The organism is Methylomonas aurea, from assembly GCF_024505045.1.
In the GTDB taxonomy this organism is placed as follows: domain Bacteria; phylum Pseudomonadota; class Gammaproteobacteria; order Methylococcales; family Methylomonadaceae; genus Methylomonas; species Methylomonas aurea.
This window is the reverse complement of record NZ_JANIBM010000032.1, coordinates 1-19,462: the sequence shown is the minus strand read 5'-3', so window position 1 is coordinate 19,462 and position 19,462 is coordinate 1. Positions and strand designations below refer to the sequence as shown.

11 protein-coding genes and 1 pseudogene are annotated in these 19,462 nt (G+C 50.7%); 8 read left to right on the top strand and 4 right to left on the bottom strand.

Going from position 1 to position 19,462, the window contains the following annotated elements; genetic code table 11:
• Positions 1–194: 194 nt before the first annotated feature.
• Genes NP603_RS17745 through NP603_RS17735 form a run of 3 tightly spaced genes read left to right on the top strand, consistent with a single transcriptional unit; the run spans position 195 to position 2,062 of the window.
• Complete coding sequence (locus tag NP603_RS17745; protein ID WP_064023691.1) at positions 195–605, top strand: alkaline phosphatase family protein; 411 nt, start codon at positions 195–197, stop codon at positions 603–605.
• Between the two features lie 19 nt (positions 606–624).
• Positions 625–1,281 (top strand): DUF1614 domain-containing protein, encoded by a 657-nt coding sequence (locus NP603_RS17740; RefSeq protein ID WP_064023690.1) that lies wholly within the window; start codon positions 625–627, stop codon positions 1,279–1,281.
• Position 1,282: 1 nt separating this feature from the next.
• Entirely contained in the window at positions 1,283–2,062 is a 780-nt protein-coding gene (locus NP603_RS17735) for a M90 family metallopeptidase (RefSeq protein ID WP_064023689.1), read from the top strand.
• 90 nt (positions 2,063–2,152) lie between these two features.
• On the opposite strand, the pseudogene NP603_RS17730 reads toward NP603_RS17735, so the two are convergent.
• Together NP603_RS17730 and NP603_RS17725 are read right to left on the bottom strand one after the other, a co-directional pair.
• Positions 2,153–2,386, bottom strand: a pseudogene (locus NP603_RS17730) (integrase core domain-containing protein); the annotation flags it as partial.
• Entirely contained in the window at positions 2,347–3,468 is a 1,122-nt protein-coding gene (locus NP603_RS17725) for an NAD(P)H-dependent oxidoreductase (protein WP_082881127.1), read from the bottom strand. The pseudogene NP603_RS17730 and the gene NP603_RS17725, both read right to left, overlap by 40 nt.
• Before the next feature lie 687 nt (positions 3,469–4,155).
• On the opposite strand from NP603_RS17725, the gene NP603_RS17720 reads away from it, so the two are divergent.
• The 5 genes from NP603_RS17720 to NP603_RS17700 all read left to right on the top strand — a co-directional run bounded on the left by NP603_RS17720 (position 4,156) and on the right by NP603_RS17700 (position 15,533).
• A complete protein-coding gene (locus tag NP603_RS17720) occupies positions 4,156–5,058 on the top strand; it encodes a WYL domain-containing protein (protein WP_064023687.1) in 903 nt (300 codons plus the stop codon).
• Positions 5,059–5,179: 121 nt separating this feature from the next.
• Positions 5,180–8,740: an exodeoxyribonuclease V subunit gamma gene (gene recC, locus NP603_RS17715; protein ID WP_064023686.1), complete on the top strand. Its 3,561-nt coding sequence runs from the start codon at positions 5,180–5,182 to the stop codon at positions 8,738–8,740.
• On the top strand, positions 8,737–12,450 hold the full coding sequence (recB, locus tag NP603_RS17710; RefSeq protein ID WP_064023685.1) for an exodeoxyribonuclease V subunit beta: 3,714 nt from the start codon (positions 8,737–8,739) through the stop codon (positions 12,448–12,450). The genes recC and recB overlap by 4 nt, the downstream gene beginning before the upstream one ends.
• Positions 12,447–14,453 carry an exodeoxyribonuclease V subunit alpha gene (gene recD, locus NP603_RS17705; RefSeq protein ID WP_064023684.1) on the top strand — a complete coding sequence of 669 codons (2,007 nt, stop codon included), beginning with the start codon at positions 12,447–12,449 and terminating at the stop codon, positions 14,451–14,453. The genes recB and recD overlap by 4 nt, the downstream gene beginning before the upstream one ends.
• Positions 14,454–14,786: 333 nt before the next feature.
• Complete coding sequence (locus NP603_RS17700) at positions 14,787–15,533, top strand: sensor histidine kinase (RefSeq protein ID WP_256612234.1); 747 nt, start codon at positions 14,787–14,789, stop codon at positions 15,531–15,533.
• Here the strand turns inward: NP603_RS17700 and NP603_RS17695 are convergent.
• Together NP603_RS17695 and NP603_RS17690 are read right to left on the bottom strand one after the other, a co-directional pair.
• Complete coding sequence (locus NP603_RS17695; RefSeq protein WP_256612233.1) at positions 15,464–18,493, bottom strand: Tn3 family transposase; 3,030 nt, start codon at positions 18,491–18,493, stop codon at positions 15,464–15,466. The two genes, NP603_RS17700 and NP603_RS17695, sit on opposite strands and share 70 nt — an antisense overlap.
• Positions 18,490–19,083 carry a recombinase family protein gene (locus NP603_RS17690; protein ID WP_256612232.1) on the bottom strand — a complete coding sequence of 198 codons (594 nt, stop codon included), beginning with the start codon at positions 19,081–19,083 and terminating at the stop codon, positions 18,490–18,492. The genes NP603_RS17695 and NP603_RS17690 overlap by 4 nt, the downstream gene beginning before the upstream one ends.
• Positions 19,084–19,462: the final 379 nt, after the last annotated feature.

The following is a 19,462-nucleotide window of genomic DNA, read 5'->3' as shown; positions in this document are numbered from 1 at the left end:
GTAAACTAGGGAAACGCTGAACAAATCTTAATGAGATGAATCTATCAGGCTTACTTGTTCATAGCCAGCTATTTAGCTTCCAGCCGCGCGAAAACATCCTCGGCGGGGACTGCGGGGCTTTCCATACCTTTGCGGATTTTCGCGCGGTATTCCTCCAGTTCGATTTCGCGTAATCGCTCGATAAAACCAATCTATTGGCTGATCTGAAGGGCAACTTTCCACAAGTGGCATTCTTCAAGCCGGTTGGCAGTAAAAACCAGCATCCAGGGTATTCCACCATTCAGGATGCCGATGCAGAAGTGCGGGAGGTTGTTGAAGTCATTCGCAACAGCAGCATCTGGCCTAGCACTGCCATCATTATCACCTATGACGAATACGGTGGCCTTTGGGATCACGTCGCGCCGCCGGTGATAGATCATTGGGGACCGGGCACGAGAATCCCAGCGATTGTTGTTTCGCCGTTTGCCAAGAAAGGCTATGTGGATCACATTGTCTATGACACCACCTCAATCCTCAAACTGATTGAGACTCGGTTTGATCTGGAGTCCTTGACGGATCGTGACGCTAAAGCCGATGATCTACGCAACGCCTTTAATTTTAAATAACCCACATTAGGAGTCACCGATGCCCATCTTTCCATTGATAGTGTTATTGGTTTTATCGATGCTGATGGTTGCCATGATTCAGGTGGAGTTTTTTGAAATCGCATTCGCCAAGCTGGGATTGACCCCACAGGGTACGCTGATGGTGTTGGTCGGAACTTTAATTGGCAGCGGGATCAATTTGCCAATCTTCAAGATAAGGACTCAGGAAAGTGGACATTTGGTCGAATTACCAGGCCGAAAACCAGTCTGGGAGTTATTCCAGCCAGCCAGAGAGGGCAATACTGTTATTGCGGTCAATGTCGGCGGCTGCGTAATTCCGGTTGGATTATGTCTCTACTTCATCTCATTGCAATTGATTGATCCTATCAAGCTGGGTATTGCATTTGCTGCTGTGACAGCATTGAGTTATCGAATGAGCCGGCCTGAGCCGGGCATTGGCTTTGGGATGCCTGTTTTTGTGGCGCCATTAGTTTCGGTCGCCATAGCGTTGATATTGGACTCAGAACATGCCGCACATCTGGCCTACATCAGCGGCGTGCTGGGCGTATTGATTGGTGCCGATGTCCTGCATCTCAAAAATGTTGGCAGCCTAGGTGTGCCCGTTGCGTCCATTGGCGGGGCCGGAACGTTTGACGGCATCTTCATGACTGGCATCATTGCGGCGCTTTTAGCCTAACTTGAATTTCTTCAAACGCTTTCGTATTCGCTATATCCTGCATCAACATGCGATTCCACATGCGCTATGGCAACAGACGACTGAAAAATTATCGGTACTGCAAAGACTGAGCGCGGTCGAAACAGCGCATCTGCGAGAATTAGCAACCCTGTTTGTGCGCGAAAAAAACATTGTCGGCGCCCATGAGTTTTTAGTGACCGATATCATGCGCGTCAACATCGCCAGTCAAGCCTGTTTGCCTATATTACATTTAGGCTTGAACTGCTTATCAGGGTGGACGGATGTTATTGTCTATCCTGGTGCTTTTCGAGTCCGTCGCGATTCCGTCGATAGTGCTGGTGTTATACATCAGCAGGAAAGGATTTTAAGTGGCGAATGCTGGTCGCGTGGCCCAGTAATACTATCCTGGGCTGATGTCGAACAGGATATGCAAGAAAGCCATTCCGGTCGGAATGTCGTCATCCATGAGATTGCCCACAAGCTCGATGCACTGAATGGTAGTAACAATGGCTATCCCCCTTTGCATTATGAAATGCGCGTACCAGAGTGGACAGCAGCTTTAACGACTGCATATGAAGGATTGATTGAACGCCTTCAACATCACCAGTACAGTTACATCAATTCATATGCCGCAACAAGTCCTGCTGAATTTTTTGCGGTCGTCAGTGAATATTTCTTCTCCCTTCCAGAGGTATTGCAAGCACATTACCCTGACGTCTATCGGCAATTGAAGCTCTATTACCGACAGGACCCTTTAGAACGGCAGCGGTCAATTTCTTGAAGGGGTGGTGATCAAATTTCTGATGTTGAGAAGTGACCCCATTCGTTTGAACAGCAAAACCGGAATTTAAAGTGAAATCCCTACCATGGTTTAGGCAGCCAACTTGAGGATTAGCAAGCCATCGTTATACGCCTGTTGTGGCGTTTTTCGTTCCAAACTGGAATGCGGTCGTTCGTGGTTGTACCACTTGAAATAATCAAAAATTGAGGCGCGGGCTTGACCGACTGAATCCTAAACGTGCTGGTAGACTCGTTCGTATTTGACGGATCGCCATAGCCTTTCCACTAAGACATTATCCCGCCAGGCGCCGCGACCGTGTTTTGAGGATCGACGTCCGGCAAATTGTCGTAAACCTGCTCGACGGTTTGGTTTTCGGTTAAGGCTTTGACAACGGCCGGCAAGGGCTCAGCCCGGATACCGGGCAAATCTTGTTCCAAAGGATTCACAATCGGGAACGCCAATTTCTCCAGCGGCGGGCAAAACTCCGCGTTCACGCCGCGCTTATTGCCACGCGCGTCGATCCGGTACCAGCCGTATTGCTGCAAGTAGACCGCATTCAATCCGTGCAGACAAAAAGAGGGTTGGTCGCCGTCTATCGTCAATCGCTGGTAACACAACCCGGCGGGAATGCCGTTGGCGCGTAGCAACGCGGCCAGCAAATGGCTTTTGGCATAACAATAGCCGGTGCCGTGGATTAACACCTCGGAGGCTTTGCAGGTCAAGGGATTCTGCTGGTAGTCCCAACTATGTTTGATCTGGTCGCGGACGAATTCGAAACAGCGCTTGGCGATCTCTTCCTCATCGGCGCAGCCCTCCGCAAATTTTGCCGCTTTCGCTACGATCAGCGGATGTTGGCTGTCGATATAGTGGCTACTGTCGAGGTAGGGATTCATTACCTCGCGTTGGATTTGTGCCAATACTCCGTTCAATAAAGCCGAGATCTCCGGCAAAGCCAACAAGTTCTCCTCTGTGACATTCGCGCTCGGCAACGGTAAAGTGATCGATGCCGCTTCGATCAGGTTGGCCGACATGGTGGTCAAGGTTTCCCGGAGCGCGGCGTCGGCGTGATGGGCCCGCGGCGTCGCGTTCAATACCACCACCGGTTTGTTAACAAAGCCTTCGAAGCCCACCAGCCAATCCAGTGCGTTTTTGATGGTACCGGTAACGCCGTGGGCATATTCCGGGCTTGCGATCAGCAAGGCATCCGCCGAGGCGACTTCGTTGCGTAATAGCTGTGCGGCGGCCGGAGGCGCGTTTTCCAAGTCCGGATTGTACAAGGGCAAATCGCCAAGTCTCGCGAACAAATAGACTTCCATAGAGACCGGCGCCAGAAGCCTCACCGTGCGCAACACGGCCGAATTGATGGACGCTGCCCGCAAGCTGCCGGATAAAGCCAGTATTTTCATTGCAGAGTTACGAGTTGCATGTCAGGGAAAAGTGGTGGCGGCTCAATTGAAAGCCCCGGTTAAGATACCATTGATGCGCATGATGGCGCCGATAAACGGAATCCAAAGTTACGCCACGGCAACCGTGCGCTTAACGCATGCTGGATCAGCCAATCGAACAAGGCGCTGGCAGAATCTTGCGAAGTATCGCCGCTTAACGTGGCCAAATCGTCGATATACAGTATTTTGCCCCAGGCCAAAAACTCGGAGAAACGAAAACCCGCCACGCTTTTAACGGCACCTTGTTGTCTAACAGCCAGAATTTGGTAGGACTGCGTTTGTTGGCGGCGAACCTAGGCTAAAAGCTGTTCCTGCGAAAGATGCGGGCGCAACTCGCTGAACACAGGAAAACAGGCTTCGAAAGTCATGGCTAGGGTTTAACAAATAAATCAAAAGGCCGCTTGGGCGACTTTCTTGAATCGGCCAGTATCCGTGTCACGTTTGACCCAGTGTCCTGATGGAGTTTGAGTTTGTGAACGATCTCGTACTGCGCCATTGCGATGCCCATCGCCTTTCGGTGGATTTGTAGCCATGCGACCTCCTTTGGGTATAAGTAATGATCTACAGATTTATAAAACATACTCATTATGATCATGTCAAATATCCAATAAGTTGCTTTACCCTGCCAGATCTATAGAATACCCCTCCATGAATACCATTGCCCCTTATCCAGACATCATTGATACGCTTAGTCATGCCCAACGGGAGCGGCTCATCTTCATTGAGTTTCGGTTGTATTTTCTCGGGGATGCACGGCGACAGGATTTGATTCAGAGATTCGGAGTTGCTCCAGCAGTTGCGACAAGGGATTTTGCCCAATACCGAGAAATCTTTCCTGACAACATTAGCTTTGATAACAAAGCAAAATACTATGTGATAGGGGAGGGCTTCGTACCAGCCTTTAATCATGTACCCGAGCGGGTCTTGACAGCACTTTCTCAGGGATTCGGTGACGGCATTAGTGGCGGCGGCAGTTCTCTGCTGTCCTGTGAATTACCCAGAATCTTAAACCAGCCAACCATGGCGATTCTTGCGCCTATTACTCGAGCCATTCATCAACAAAAAATAGTCAACATCGAGTACGTATCGCATTCAAGCGGAGCATCAACCCGTGAAATTGCCCCATTTGCCTTGGTAAACGATGGGCTGCGTTGGCACGTTCGTGCTTTTGACCGAAAATCCAAGGAATTTCGTGATTTCGTTTTTACTCGGGTCCGGAAAAGCCAGTTCATTGAAGACAGCACCATTCAGAGTGATGAGCTACCCTCTGCCGATATCCAGTGGAATCGCATTGTTGAATTAGATTTGGTACCACACCCCAATCAGGAATACCCTGAAATTATTGAGTGCGATTACGGCATGACAAACGGTGTATTGCACCTTAAATTGCGAGCGGCAGTCGCCGGGTATGTACTTCGCCAATGGATCGTCGATTGTTCAGCCGATCATAAGCTAAAAGGAAAGGAATACCGACTTTGGCTTAAAAATTATCTCGCGTTATATGGCGTTTCCACTGCACTACTGGCGCCAGGCTATGAAGTGCCGGATTAAAGTCAACCCAAAAACGCTAGACGCACCGATCCACAGGTTAGGGGGAGGGGTGTGACAGTAGCCAAGCTGATCCTTGGCGAGATGCACCGAGTCGATCACTAAAATCATAGGGCAACATATAATGACCGCATCAAATCACACCAGCCCACTGGATAGCGGTATTGCCGTGATTCATTCCAATCAACTGGAAGAACTCCGGGATGTCCTAGAATATTGGCTACGCCAACACCCGCTAGCCCCCTTGGAAAACGAGATTTTCCTGGTGCAGAGCAATGGCATGGGGCAGTGGTTGAAACAAAACTTGGCCCAAAACGCCTTATTAGGCATTGTTGCCGCGACTAAAGTGCAATTGCCCTCGTTGTTCATCTGGAGTGCCTATCGTGCGGTATTGGGCGAGCAAATTCCCAAAGAGCAACTCCTGGCCAAAGCCCCGCTGATTTGGCGTTTGTATCGTTTGTTGCCCAAGCTGATCACTCAATCTGGTTTTGAAACCCTGGCCGGCTTTTTGGCGGATGACAGCAACAGCCGTAAACGCTATCAATTGGCCGAACAACTCGCAGATCTGTTCGACCAATATCAGGTGTACCGTTCGGACTGGATTTCGGATTGGGCCGATGGGAATGATGTGTTGCGCAACGCCCACGGTGAGATCAAGCCTCTGCCCGAACAACAGCACTGGCAAGCCCTTTTATGGCGGGCGGTGCTTGAGGATTTGGGCGAGGCGTCGATGCAGTTCGCCAGTCGAGCATCGGTGCATGCCCAGTTTATGACGCATATCGACACGCTGGATCAGCGTCCAGCGGGGATTCCTCGGCGGATTATTTTGTTTGGGTTGTCGTCCCTGCCGCAACAATCGCTTGAAGTGTTGGCCAAGCTGGGCAAGTTTTGTCAGATTGTCTTATTTGTCCATAACCCTTGCCAGCACTACTGGGCCGATATTATCGAAGACAAGGAACTTCTCAAAGCCGAGCGGCGGCGGCAGTCCTATAAAGCGGGGATGACCTCCTCATTGACCGCCGAAGAACTGCACCTTCATGCGTCGCCGTTATTGGCCGCCTGGGGTAAACAGGGCCGTGATTACATTCGCTTGCTGGACCATTTTGATGAAACCCAGCACTATGAGCACTGGCATTGGCCGCAGAACAAAATCGATCTATTCAAAGACTATGGGGAACTCGGTCAACGCAGTTTATTGCAACATCTCCAGCAGTCCATTCTTGATCTGGAGCCTTTGCCGGAAGAGCCCATGCTCCTACCCGCAGCGGATGATTCCATCGCCTTTCATATTGCCCATAGCGCGCAGCGGGAAGTCGAAATTTTGCACGATCAATTGCTCGCCCGTTTTGCCGCCGCCAAACAAAACCGGGAACCGCTTTACCCGCGCGATGTGATTGTGATGGTGCCGGACATCAATCAATATGCGCCGCATATCCGCGCGGTGTTTGGCCAGATTCAAGCGGATGATCCGCGCTATATTCCCTACAGTTTGGCCGACCAACAGCAACGCGGTCAAAACCCCATGCTGGTGGCCGTCGAGGCCTTACTGAATTTGCCGGAATCGCGTTTTGCCGTCAGCGAGTTTCTGGGCTTACTGGAAGTGCCGGCACTGCGGGCACGTTTTACTATCGATGAAGCGGCTATTCCCAAATTACACCAATGGATTGAAGAAGCCGGCATTCGTTGGGGCTTAAATGCCGAACAACGTACCCAGACGGTGAGTATGCCGTCCCATCTGGAGGCCAATACCTGGCAGTTTGGTTTACGCCGAATGTTATTAGGTTATGCGGTGGGTGCCGGCGAAGCCTTTGCACAGATCGAGCCTTATCCCGAAATTGGCGGGCTGGAGGCGCAATGGGTGGGCGATTTGTCCTTTCTGTTGGAGACGCTTGAGAAATTCGCCTTGTTACTCAAGCGTGAACAAAATACCAAAGATTGGCAACGGACCCTGTTAGCGCTGCTGGACGACTTTTTTAGCGTCAGCAACGACCAGGAACGAAAAACCCTGGAAACGCTGACCAGTTCCTTAGCTAAGTGGGGCCAGTCCTGCGAGCAAGCAGGTTTAACGGAAACGGATACGATGCCGATTAATGTGGTGCGTGAGGCCTGGCTCTCCAGCGTGGATGAACCGTCCTTGCAGCAACGTTTCCTCAGCGGCCGCGTCAATTTCTGTACCTTGATGCCGATGCGCGCCATTCCATTCCGGGTGATTTGCCTGTTAGGCATGAACGACGGCGACTATCCGCGCAATCAACAAGCACCCAGCTTTGATCTGATGAGCCAACGAGGCCAATATCGTCCCGGCGACCGTTCGCGCCGGCAGGACGATCAGTACCTGTTTCTGGAGGCCTTATTGTCGGCGAGACAGCAGTTGTATATCAGCTGGGTAGGGCGCAGCATCCGCGATAACAGCGAGCGACCGCCTTCGGTGTTGATCAGTCAATTACGCGAAGTGTTAGCTCAGGGATGGCGGCTTGCGGATGAGGTTTCCTTACTGGCGTCCTTGACCGTCGAACATCCACTGCAACCGTTTAGTTTGGCCTATGTGCTGCAAAATCGTGATCCGCGGCTGTTTACCTATGCGCGGGAATGGTATGAGCCGGCAACGGATAGCCATTTATCCGAGCGATCTGTACCCAATCTGGAAGCAAAAGGGTTCACGCTTTCTCTGGAGTCGCTGGCCCGCTTTTTAAAAGCCCCAGTCAAAGCCTTCTGCAATCATACCCTGAAGTTTGGCTTCGATGAGGAAACGGTCACCAGCGAAGATCATGAACCGTTTGGCTTTGACGCGTTGCAAGCCTATGTATTGAGTGAAGCCTTGCTGCAACGCTTAAACAGCGAACAGGCGAACGGCGCCGATCTCGATGACACCGCGGCGTTTTTTACCCAGCAACAATCCGCCATGGCCCAGCAGGGCCTGCTGCCTTTAGGCGGATTTGCTCAGGCCACCTATGACGCCATCAGCGAACCGGTCAAATTGGCCTGGCAGCAGTACCAAGCAATACTGCCCATCTGGTCCAGCGAACTCGAAGCTCATGCCACCCATTTGCCGCCCTTTACCCTGACCGATGGGGTGACGGTACATTTGACGGGTGATTTGAGCCAGTTACGGCGTAGCAGCGATCAGCAGGGGGATGGCTTGATTTATTTGACCGCTCAGCGCTTGATCAATAAAGACAAGACCCTCAAATACCCCAATTTGTTATTACATTGGGTGCAGCATCTGGCGGCGTGTGCCGATCATTTACCGGTACAGACGCTGGTGATTGCCGCCGATACGGTGATTGAAATCCCCGCCATCGATCAAGCCGAGGCTTATGCGCACCTGCAATCCCTGGTCGAAGCGTATCACCAAGGGATGCAAGCCCCGTTGCCGGTGGCCTGCAAAACCGCTTTTGCCTGGCTGGCCGCCGCTGCCAACAGTGATCAGGATAAAGCCCTGGAAAAAGCCATCAGCCGATACCAAGGGGATGATTGGACGCCAGGGGAGGTAGATTACGATGCCTATCTGACACGATTCTTTCCGGATTTTGCCAGTTTAAACCAAAGCCCTCAGGAAACCGCTCAAAAGTCGGGTCAAAACAACTATCAAGATAAGGCTTTTCAATATTGGGTGGAAACGCTGTATCAACCGGCCTTTAATCAAATCCAGCAAACCGAAATCGCACAGGGAGTGTCAGAATGAGTACGGCTATTGCGTTAAATCCGGTGACGTTTCCCTTGTCCGGGACCCGCTTGATTGAGGCCAGCGCCGGGACGGGTAAGACTTATACCATTGCGGCACTCTATGTGCGCTTGATACTGGGGCATCAACCCGACGACTCACTTCCGAGGCGTGAGTTATTGCCACCGGAAATTCTGGTGGTCACGTTTACTGAAGCTTCGACTAAAGAGTTGCGCGAACGGATTCGAGAGCGTCTTAGCCAGGTCGCGCGTTTTTTCCGTGAGAAACCGGTGAAAAGCGATGCCTTTCTGGAAGCCATCCGCGCGGATTATGATCCGGCTCTCTGGCCAGCCTGTGCCCGGCGTCTGGAACTGGCCGCCAACTGGATGGACGAAGCGGCTGTCTATACCATCCATAGCTGGTGTAATCGCATGTTGCAACAACATGCGTTCGATAGTGGCAGCCTGTTTCATCAGGAGGTCAATACCGACGATACCGAACTGTTGAACGAAGTGGTTAGAGATTATTGGCGCACGTTCTATTACGAAATGGCGCACGACGACCCGGACTTTCTGGCGCTCTATGGCCTTTTTCAGCAACCGGATAACTTACTCGGGGAAATTCGATCGCTGTTAAATAACGCCGATCCAATTCCAGACTGCCTGACGCCCGATCAAGACATCAAAACCTTGATGACCGCAGTCAATACCGCCAAACAAGAGGCTTTGCAATTACTCAAGCAGCCCTGGGGAGTATGGGCAGATGAAATTAAAGCGTTAGTGGAAACAGCAGTTAAAAACAAAGTACTGCCTGGCGTAAACTATAAGTCCAATTCCATTCAGAGCTGGATCGGTAAAATAGCAACCTGGAGTTCTGATCCAAATCAGGAATCGCTTGATCTTCTAACGGGTTTTAAAAGCCTTTCGCCGGCCGGTATGGCAAACCTCGCCAAATCGGGTCAAACGCCACCCGTGCATCCCGGCTTTGAGGCGATTAGCCGATTACCGGGGCAACTCGCGGCATTACCGAATTTAAAAATCGAACTGATCAAACACGCCATCCACTGGATTCGCAACCGTTACGACAGTGAAAAGCAACGTGTGGCGCGGATGACGTTCGATGACATGCTGACCCGCCTTGATCAAGCCCTGCAAGGCAACAACGGTCAGCGCTTGGCAAGCGTGATTCGGCAGCAATACCCCATCGCCTTAATCGATGAGTTTCAGGATACCGACCCGGTTCAATACCGTATTTTTTCCACCCTGTATCCGGCAGAGGGCAATGCTGAGTTGGGCTGCTTGATGATAGGCGATCCTAAACAAGCGATCTACTCGTTCCGGGGGGCCGATATTTATACCTATCTCAGGGCGCATCAAGATACGGAGGGGAAGCATTACACGCTAGGCACTAACTACCGCTCTACCCAACATCTGGTGGACGCGGTGAATCAGGTCTTTCTATATGCCGATCAGCAGCCCAACGGGGCTTTTCGGTTCAAACGCGAGAATGATAATCCCTTGCCGTTCATTGCTGTGGCCGCCCAGGGCCGTGAGGATGAATGGGTCATCAACGATCTGGCGGCGCCGGCCTTAACGCTCTGGCATTGGGATATCACCGATGCCGATGGCCAGCTAAAGCCCGTGGGACTGCCGGAATATCGGCAAACCATGGCCGAGGTGACGGCCAGCGAGATTGTGGGCTTGCTGAATTTGGCGACGCAAGGCCGTACCGGTTTTAAATCATCAAAAAAGTTAAAGTCCTTACAACCTTCGGATATTGCGATTTTAGTCAGAAGCGGCGCCGAAGCCAAAGTGATGCGAAACGCACTGGCCAGACGCCAATTGCGTAGTGTTTATCTGTCCGAGCGCGACTCGATCTTTGCCAGCCGTGAGGCGAAAGACCTGTTGCTGTGGCTGAAAGCGCTCGCCGAACCGCGTAATGAACGCAAGGTGCGCACCGCGTTAAGTACCGCCACCTTTGGTTGGTCTTATCAAGCGCTGCAGCAACTGGCGATAGATGAGCCAGGTTGGGAAGAGCAATTGGAACGTTTCCTGGGTTATCAGGCGCGCTGGCAACAGGATGGTATTTTGCCGACCTTGCGGCAACTGATGAGCGATTATGGCTTGCATGCGCGGCTCACCGCGGACAGTGAAGGCGAACGCTGCATCACTAATCTATTGCATCTGGCGGAGCTTCTGCAACAAGCCAGCGGCCAGCTCGAAGGCGAGCAGGCTTTAATCCGTTATCTGGCGGAGGCTATCGAAGCCGAGAGTAGTCAATCCGGCGACGAAGGTATTATCCGTCTGGAAAGCGATGCCAATCTGATCAAAATCGTCACCATCCATAAATCCAAGGGCCTTGAGTATCCCTTGGTGTTTCTGCCTTTTATATGCAGCTTTCGGGAAATCAACAGCCGATTCAATACCCACTACCGCTATCACGATGAACAGCAAATCCTCAACATCGATTTGACGAAGGCGGATGACATTAGGGCGTTAAGCGATGAAGAACGCCTGCAGGAAGACTTGCGCTTACTGTATGTCGCCATGACTCGAGCGCAACATGCCTGCTGGTTAGGGATAGCGCCGATTAAATTCGGCAATACCAAGGAATGCCAGCTGGAAAAATCCGCCATGGGTTCGCTGTTGAACTGGCAAGCCGGACTGTCCGTCGGCGCGTTGGGTTCACAACTGACGCACCTGAAAGGCCATTGCGAGTCCATCCTGCTGACCGGCTTACCCACCATCAACGATGAGCTTTACCTTGCCCCGCAACAAACGGAGCAATTGGAATCCACGCGCACTGCCGCCGCCAGAATTGCCAATAATTGGTGGGTGGCAAGCTATAGCGCCCTGCAAATTGAAGAGACTCAGTTGATCCAGGAGGAGCAACCGCCTCTGCCGCAAGAACTGGAAACCGCCCGGGACGATAAACAAAATGATGAAGCGGACCTGAATCTCGCGCCGACGCTAAAGCCACTGGCCGGCATTCACGGTTTAGCCCGAGGCTCAGGGCCTGGGGTGTTGATTCATGACCTGCTGGAGCAATGCGCACAATTAGGTTTTTCGACTGTGCAGGCCAATCCGGCGCTAGGCCAACAATTAATCCAAAAGGGCTTTACCGCCAGTGAATGGACTCACAAACAAGAGATTATTGCCTCGGCATTATCGGTCTGGTTAAGCATGCCCTTGTTGGAAGGTGAAAATCTGAGTTTGGCTCAACTGGGTGCCGATGACTATCAGGCTGAAATGGAGTTTCTGCTGGGGGCGGACGCCGTCAATGTTCAAGCCTTAGACCAGCTGGTGACCCGACATACCTTTGCAGGGCTTCCCCGGCCGAGTTTGCTGCCGAGATTCGTCAACGGCTTATTAAAAGGCTTTATGGATTTGGTGTTTGTGTATCAGCAGCAATATTACGTGGTGGATTACAAGTTTAATAGCCTGGGCAATGATGATGCGAGTTATACGCAGGAGGCTCTTGAACAGGCGATGCTGTCAAAACGCTACGATTTGCAATATTCACTCTATTTACTGGCGTTGCATCGTTTGCTGAAGGTTCGGCTGGGTGAACAGTACGATTACGATACGCATATCGGCGGCGGACTGTACTTATTTCTGCGTGGATCGCAAAGCCCAAGCGGTGGCCGGCTGTTGACTAAACCGCCGCGTGAACTCATCGAGGGCCTGGATAAACTGTTTTCGGCATCGACGCTGAATGGAGACACACTATGACGCAGGGATTATCCGTACTTGAAAACATGGATCAATGGATAGTGCGGGGTTGGTTAAGCCAGTTGAACAGAGCTTTCGTCCGTTTTCTGCTCGATCAGGATCAGAATGCGAGCGATGCCGTCCTGTGGGCCGGGGCTCTGGTCAGTCACCAGCTGGATCGAGGTGAAGTGTATCTGGATTTAGAAAAACTCTGTCAACAGCCTGGCTTAACGCTGGCCATTCCGACCGATGATGCCTGGAAAGTCGAGCATGAATTGGCAAACCGCGAGTTATCGGCGCTGCAAGCATTTAATTTGGAACATTGGCTATCGGCGCTGAAACAATCGAAGCTGGTTGCGTTGGGGCAGGGCAGCACACCTTTGGTTTTGGAAGGGGGGCGTTTATATTTACGGCGTTACTGGCACTATCAACAAACCCTGAATACGAGTATCCAACAACGCTTGCGGCCAATCCGAGAGCATTTGCCCGTCGCGTTGCGCGATCAATTAACAGACTTGTTTCCTGCTATCCCTGAAACAGCTGAAAACTCAAAGATCCCAGATTGGCAAAAAATCGCCTGTGTGTTGGCTTTGCGTTCGCGGTTTACCATCGTTACCGGAGGACCGGGTACCGGTAAAACCACGACGTTGACGAAGCTCTTAGCACTATTGATTAACCTAACCCAATACGAATCAAACCATACGAAAAAGCTGAATATTTTATTAGCCGCACCCACCGGCAAAGCGGCCGCTAGGGTCAGTGAATCCATTGGCAAGGCGCTGGATCATCTAAACGTCAGTGAGGACATCAAACAAGCCATCCCCAAGAAAGCCAGCACGTTGCATCGCTTGCTAGGAAGCCGGCACGACTCTCGGCGATTTATTCATCATCGAGATAATCCCATCGTCGCGGATATTGTGGTTGTCGATGAGGGCTCGATGATAGATCTGGAAATGATGGCCTCGTTGCTGGATGCGCTACCGGATACTGCCCAATTAATATTGCTGGGCGACAAGGATCAATTGGCGTCGGTCGAAGCCGGTTCTGTGATGGGGGATTTATGCTTTGGCGCCGAAAACAGTGCCTACGACGAGTCGACACGGGCATGGATTAACCAGTATGCAGGTGAGCTGTTAGATGCGCCCACAGTTACCGGTTCGGCGATCAACCAACAAACCATCATGCTTCGGTATAGCCACCGGTTTAATGAACTCAGTGGTATTGGCCAGCTGGCCAAAGCGGTGAATCTAGGGAATGCCGAGCAAGCCCAAGCCGTCTTAAATAATCTAAGTACCTATGCGGATTTAATACCTGAACCGCGTACAGAGTATTTAAAGCTGAGAGAACAGCCTAATCCGGATGCGGCAAACCGCTTGTTAAAAAAACTGGTGACCTTGAATGCCGGCGTCAATGACAACGGCAAACCCAATGATCGTCAAGGCTATGGCTATTATCTGGCAGTGATCGAGGAAAATCGTCCTGCCGATAACACCCAATACGATGACTGGGCTAAACAAGTGCTGGTAGCCTTTGATACCTTTCAGGTGCTCTGCGCTCTGCGCCGTGGCGTGTGGGGAATAGAAGAGCTCAATCAGCGCATCGAAGACTGGTTGTTTCCACAACAAAAAACCAGCCTTTGGTATGAAGGCCGTCCCGTCATGGTGACTCGGAATGATTACAATTTGGGCCTGATGAACGGCGATATCGGCATTGCCCTTAAAGACAGCAACGGGAAACTGAGGGTGGCATTTCCAAACGACGATCCCTTGGCTGACATCAAGATACGCTGGATATCGCCGATGCGGCTGCCGGATGTGGAAACCGCTTTTGCCATCACGGTTCATAAATCCCAAGGCTCGGAGTTTAGTCACGTTGCCTTGGTGCTGCCTGAAAACAGAAGTCCTGTTATTACCCGTGAACTGATCTATACGGGCATCACCCGAGCGAAAGAAAACTTCACCTTGCTGGAAAGTAGTAGGGATGTGTTTAATCAAGCAATTTTGGCATCTTGCATTTTTATGTAACTGTTTTTAATACGATTAAAAAATTGCGCAGGTTTGAGCTGAGCCCCCTAGCCCAGTTATGATATTACTTCGCATAATATAGGTTCTGACAAAAACGTATTGGGCGCATCGATCTACAATAATCATGGTGAACCGTTGGCATCTTATGGATCACGGTATTCCTGCAATGTAGTGCAGTTGATTAGTATAGACGAACTTCGTTATGTGGATAACAGAGATTCATGGTGCTTCTATTCCCCTATATACCAAGACATTTATTTAGGATATGTCGAACTTGTAATATCCAAGGCCGAGTATGACCTAGTAATGAGGAAGCTTTTACTAGGATCAATATTGATTACTTTGATTTTCTCTTTATTCTTTATTGTTATCGTCCGGAGGCTGTCTCGATTGTTTACTTCCACTTTGATGGAAATGGCAACGGTTCTTAATAAGGTAAGTATTGGTGAGCGCGGAAATCGCGTTCACTTCTCTGGCTCACCGGAAATCAATAACATGAGAATTACGCTAAATGAAATGTTGGCTAACATAGAAGTAACCGAAACCGAATTAGAGAAAAGTGTTGAGGAACGAACAAGTGCTTTGAAAATCGCACTTGAAAGCAGTAAAACGGCTAACGTTTACAAGGCGCAGATCATGTCAATGGTAAGTCATGAGATGAAAACCCCTTTACACGCAATCGGCGGGTATTTGCAGCTACTGGCTGAGCGTCTACCGGACGATCCAATGTATTCAGAAAACCGGGCTTTACATACTAAGGCATTGATTCGCGTTAATGACTTGAATAGTTTGATCGACAATATTTTGTTACATGCACAGCTTGAGGCTGATCGTTATGAAGTTGCGCTTAGCCCTGTTGCCGTCGCCCAACTGATGCATAATTGTGTGGAGAATGTTGCTCCTTTGCTTACCCGTAATCGTAACCGAATTGAGGTAATTGGCGCTGAAGCAATGTTTGTGTCCGATAGCGAAGTATTGGGGGTTGTAAGCCGGAACCGCCGAAAATTCCGTCATCCCAATTCTAACCCCGCCACAAGGGTATCCAAGTCTATGAGTTTTCCGTCGCCTTGGAAGGTATAGTGCCCATTCAATAAGATGTGCCGCCAAGCCGTAGGCGACATCTGTGTAATTAACGCTAATGCCTTAGCATTCCCATTCGCTTCGAACTTAGTCAATAGCTTCGACAATATCGCCGAGTTGTAGTAGATGATTGCATTGGCAATCAACCTTGCACACTGGTTACTGATCTCGATTTCTATGTCGGTGCGTCCGGTCAATTCCTTCTTTCCGCCAACTTTTGAGATGGCTGCGCGTAGCTGGTGATAGGATTCAATACGGTTTTGTGAGCGATGAACATTGCGCTCCAGTTGCGGATCGCGCAGATAACGTAATGTGTAAATGCTGCGTATGAGTTTATCGAAGTCAAAGATCGCGCGGCGTGTCGGATTCGGCGCGGTATAGGTGCATAACTTGCGGATCAGCGTACCTTGCGTCATTTCTTTCAGACCAAGCGTAGCGACAATCTGATCGAAGTTCGGTTTTTCTTTGGCAATGGCTTCACTATCGATCTGGCCGACCGGTTTGATTAGAAAATCATCGTACAACGCAGGATCGTCGGCGCAATAAAGTTCTTGCAATTGGTCATTTAGGTCGGTAAATCGAGGTTCAAAGCGCAAGCCGAACCAATGCAAAATAGCAAAGTTTGCCTTGTTAACGCTGTGCATGTCACCCGTGATCGCGGTCGGCACAATATCGGATGTGTTGCGATACCAGATATCGAAAACATGATGGGCTTCGTATTCATGCGCGCCGATTAGATAACCATTTAGCGGTATGTGGTTGCACAACAGCGTATAGGCCACTATGCCTTTGCCGCGTCCAAAGTATTTCCGCGAATGTCGGGCCTTTACGGTTGGCCGCTCAACACCTAATTTTTGACCATCGACAGCGGCGTACAGCGTTTCCAAGTCGAACGAGTAATAGGGGAAGATCGGAAGTTCCGCGATAGCGTTGCTGATGCGGTCATTAGCGGCCTGAAGGGATGCTTGCCGAAGGTACTGCTGGTAGCTTGTCTCCAGAACGTGGTACGGAATATCGCTAGTACGAGCCATAACCAGATTGCCGTGATTCATTGCCTGAGCGATGATGACAGCCATCAGGCTGTCACTGTCGGCTACCTTCTTTGCATATCGCGGTTGCAAGGGCTTCAGCGCAGACAAAAACGGGGTCTGGCTATTGACGAAACGGAATACATCGGCAACATCGCAAAATGGCAATTTTTCATAAAATGTTCGCTCGGATGCCTTGTGTTTATCAGCCTTTGGCTTACGCCAGGACAGTTTCTGCGTATTTTTATCGTATTCCAGGTGCGTCAATTTTCCCTGTTTCAGTTCGCGATTGAAGGCTACCCATTGCTCTCGTAATTCGGCCGCAAGTGCATCAAGCTGGGTATTGATCGGCTTGCGCAAAAATGGGATGTCCATCTGTGCCAACATATCGGCCTTGTCTTCCATTGATACCAGCTCATCAGAGAAATGGCGGTGTTGCAAGCTATCGTCAATGTAGATTTCGCCAGACTTCAGGCGTTTCCTGATTTGACGATATAACCAGAATTCATAGCGGTCGGCATGTAGACTAGTCGGCTTGCCGTCGGCATCGAAGATCAATAGATACTGTCGCAATCGCTTCGGCAGCGTGGTTGGCGGGAATTCATCAAGCGGTCTTTGTGAAAGGCGTTGCTGCTTGGCGAATACGCCTTGGGTCCAAATAAGCGCGGCAAGCCAGGGACTGTCGGGGGTGACGCTGGAGAAATCTAGCGCGACGTATAACGGCCTTAAATGGCGGCGAATACGTTCGGCCATGCCGTCAACCGCTTGCCAATGCAGGGCCAATTTGCTCGCTGGTTTGACACTCATGCGCTGACCTGTGTCCTGAAGCGTGTCTTTCGGCATGATCTTGTATGCGCGCTGCCGCACATTGCCGAATGGCGTGGCATCGGCTACCGTGTCATCCACATAGAGCAGCAACAGGCGCCCAACCTGCTGGGTTTCCTGACGGCGCTGTACTTGAACGGCAACAAACGATTGCTTTGCGACTGCACTACTTTCATCTTCCAACTGCTTCATGTGGAAAGCCATCGCATCGACCAGATTATCGGTAAACTGCCGGTAGCGTTGCCAGGCATAGCACAACAAGTAGAGATAGGTTTGCTCCGGCTTGAGGTGTCGCAAGTCGTGAACGGTATAAAAATTGGCCAAACTCGCATAGTAGAGCAAGTTCTGCTGTGAAACGCCCAACTTGGGCAGCAAGGCTTTTGCAATCCTGTGCAGTGATGCCAGCATGGTGCGCTTCTCGCGTTCACGGGTCATCTGACGCCAGCCGAAATTCTTGGCATCTTGCTTTAGCGCCGCTAATTGAGACAGGGTATCATCACGCACCAGGAGCTGGGTCAGTGTGGCTTTGGCCTCGTCATCGAGTATTTCCGCAAGCAGGCCGCCCAACCGCCGGCGTTCGGCAGATAGGGTTTCGCTGATCAATTCTTGCAGAGTGGTATAGCCAGGCCGAATGATTTTGTGTTCGTTAAGCCATATGAGCAATTCGGCAGCGATAAATCCTGGGGAGACATCGCGCCGTACAATAGACTCGACTTGATGTGCAAGCTGCGGCAGGAAGTCGGACGTCCACAGGCGATAGCCGAACAATTCGGCGATTCGCCCTCGCTGGGTGTAATACTCATGGTTGGTTATCGGCTTTCGTTCGAACACATCGCCGATGAAATAACGGCTCAACACAAAAGCGCAATCGTCTTCGACTTCGTTCCAGTCAAAACGGAAAAAGCTGTGCTTGGCCTTGAAATAACCGATTTGCAAAATGCAATAAACCTGCGCATGAAGACCGGGGCGACTGGCCGCAAGCTCCAATTCTGTTTCAGATAGAGCCAAGTATTCCAACCGCTGATCATCATCGAAATCCGGCAGCCCGTACAGGGCGACCTGCTCAGCTTCCGAGAGGACGGTTAATCGCTCGCTTTTGGCGATCATGGTGACGATGTTCCACTCGAACCCGTCCAACCAATGCGCGCAAGGGTTTCGATCAAGGTAGTCCGTTTGACGCCGAAGTTGCGGCAAACTGCCGCTTTGGACATGCCGCCATTCAGTGCGGCAATAATCGCGTCCAGTTTTTCGCCGGTAATGGCTTGCGGGCGACCGCCTATCCGTCCACGCCGCCTAGCGGCGGATAATCCCGCAACGACCCGTTCTTGAATCAAGGCCCGTTCGTACTGAGCAAGTGCGCCGAATACATGGAACAGAAGTTCGCCGGATGCGGTGGTGGTGTCCATGCCCTCGGTTAGAGACCGGAAGGCAACTTGTTTACTCTTAAGCGTGTTTACGATTTCCAGCAGATGCGACAACGACCGGCCCAGCCGATCCAGTTTCCATACCACAAGCACATCTCCAGGGTGGACAAATTCAAGTACCTTTGCCAGACCTGTTCGGTCATCTTTTGCTCCGGAAGCACGGTCTTCAAACAAGTGCCGGGCATCTACCCCGGCGGCAAGCAGTGCATCACGTTGCAAATCGGTACTTTGCCGATCCGATTCCGATGAAACACGCATGTAGCCTACCAACATAACCGAAAAACCTATCAAATTTAGTTTCCGTATAGTATCTCATTCCGACAGGGTTTTTCGCGTATTTTTAAGGCTTTTTCAACTTGCGATTTTTGGATCGGCTATACACTGTCGGAAAACATGTGTTTTACGACACGTCACTTATGCTAGTGATAGCAACATGTGATTTTTCAAAGACACTGTCAGCAGATTGTCAAAGCCGACACCATCAGAAAGTTGGCAGTCATCGATATTGGCTCGAATGAATACTGATGGTTCTGATCTTGATAGTATCGGAAATGGTAAAAATCGCTTATTTTACTATCGCAATTTTACTCACATTCTAACAACGAACTCGTAATCCCCTCCTCTCGGTTATGCCATATATCGTTTGCCATAG

Coding starts and splice junctions, on each gene's coding strand:
- NP603_RS17690 (WP_256612232.1), bottom strand. CDS start 19,083: ATGTTGGTAGGCTACATGCGTGTTTCATCGGAATCGGATCGGCAAAGT.
- NP603_RS17695 (WP_256612233.1), bottom strand. CDS start 18,493: ATGATCGCCAAAAGCGAGCGATTAACCGTCCTCTCGGAAGCTGAGCAG.
- recC (WP_064023686.1), top strand. CDS start 5,180: ATGACCGCATCAAATCACACCAGCCCACTGGATAGCGGTATTGCCGTG.
- recB (WP_064023685.1), top strand. CDS start 8,737: ATGAGTACGGCTATTGCGTTAAATCCGGTGACGTTTCCCTTGTCCGGG.
- NP603_RS17725 (WP_082881127.1), bottom strand. CDS start 3,468: ATGAAAATACTGGCTTTATCCGGCAGCTTGCGGGCAGCGTCCATCAAT.
- NP603_RS17720 (WP_064023687.1), top strand. CDS start 4,156: ATGAATACCATTGCCCCTTATCCAGACATCATTGATACGCTTAGTCAT.
- recD (WP_064023684.1), top strand. CDS start 12,447: ATGACGCAGGGATTATCCGTACTTGAAAACATGGATCAATGGATAGTG.
- NP603_RS17740 (WP_064023690.1), top strand. CDS start 625: ATGCCCATCTTTCCATTGATAGTGTTATTGGTTTTATCGATGCTGATG.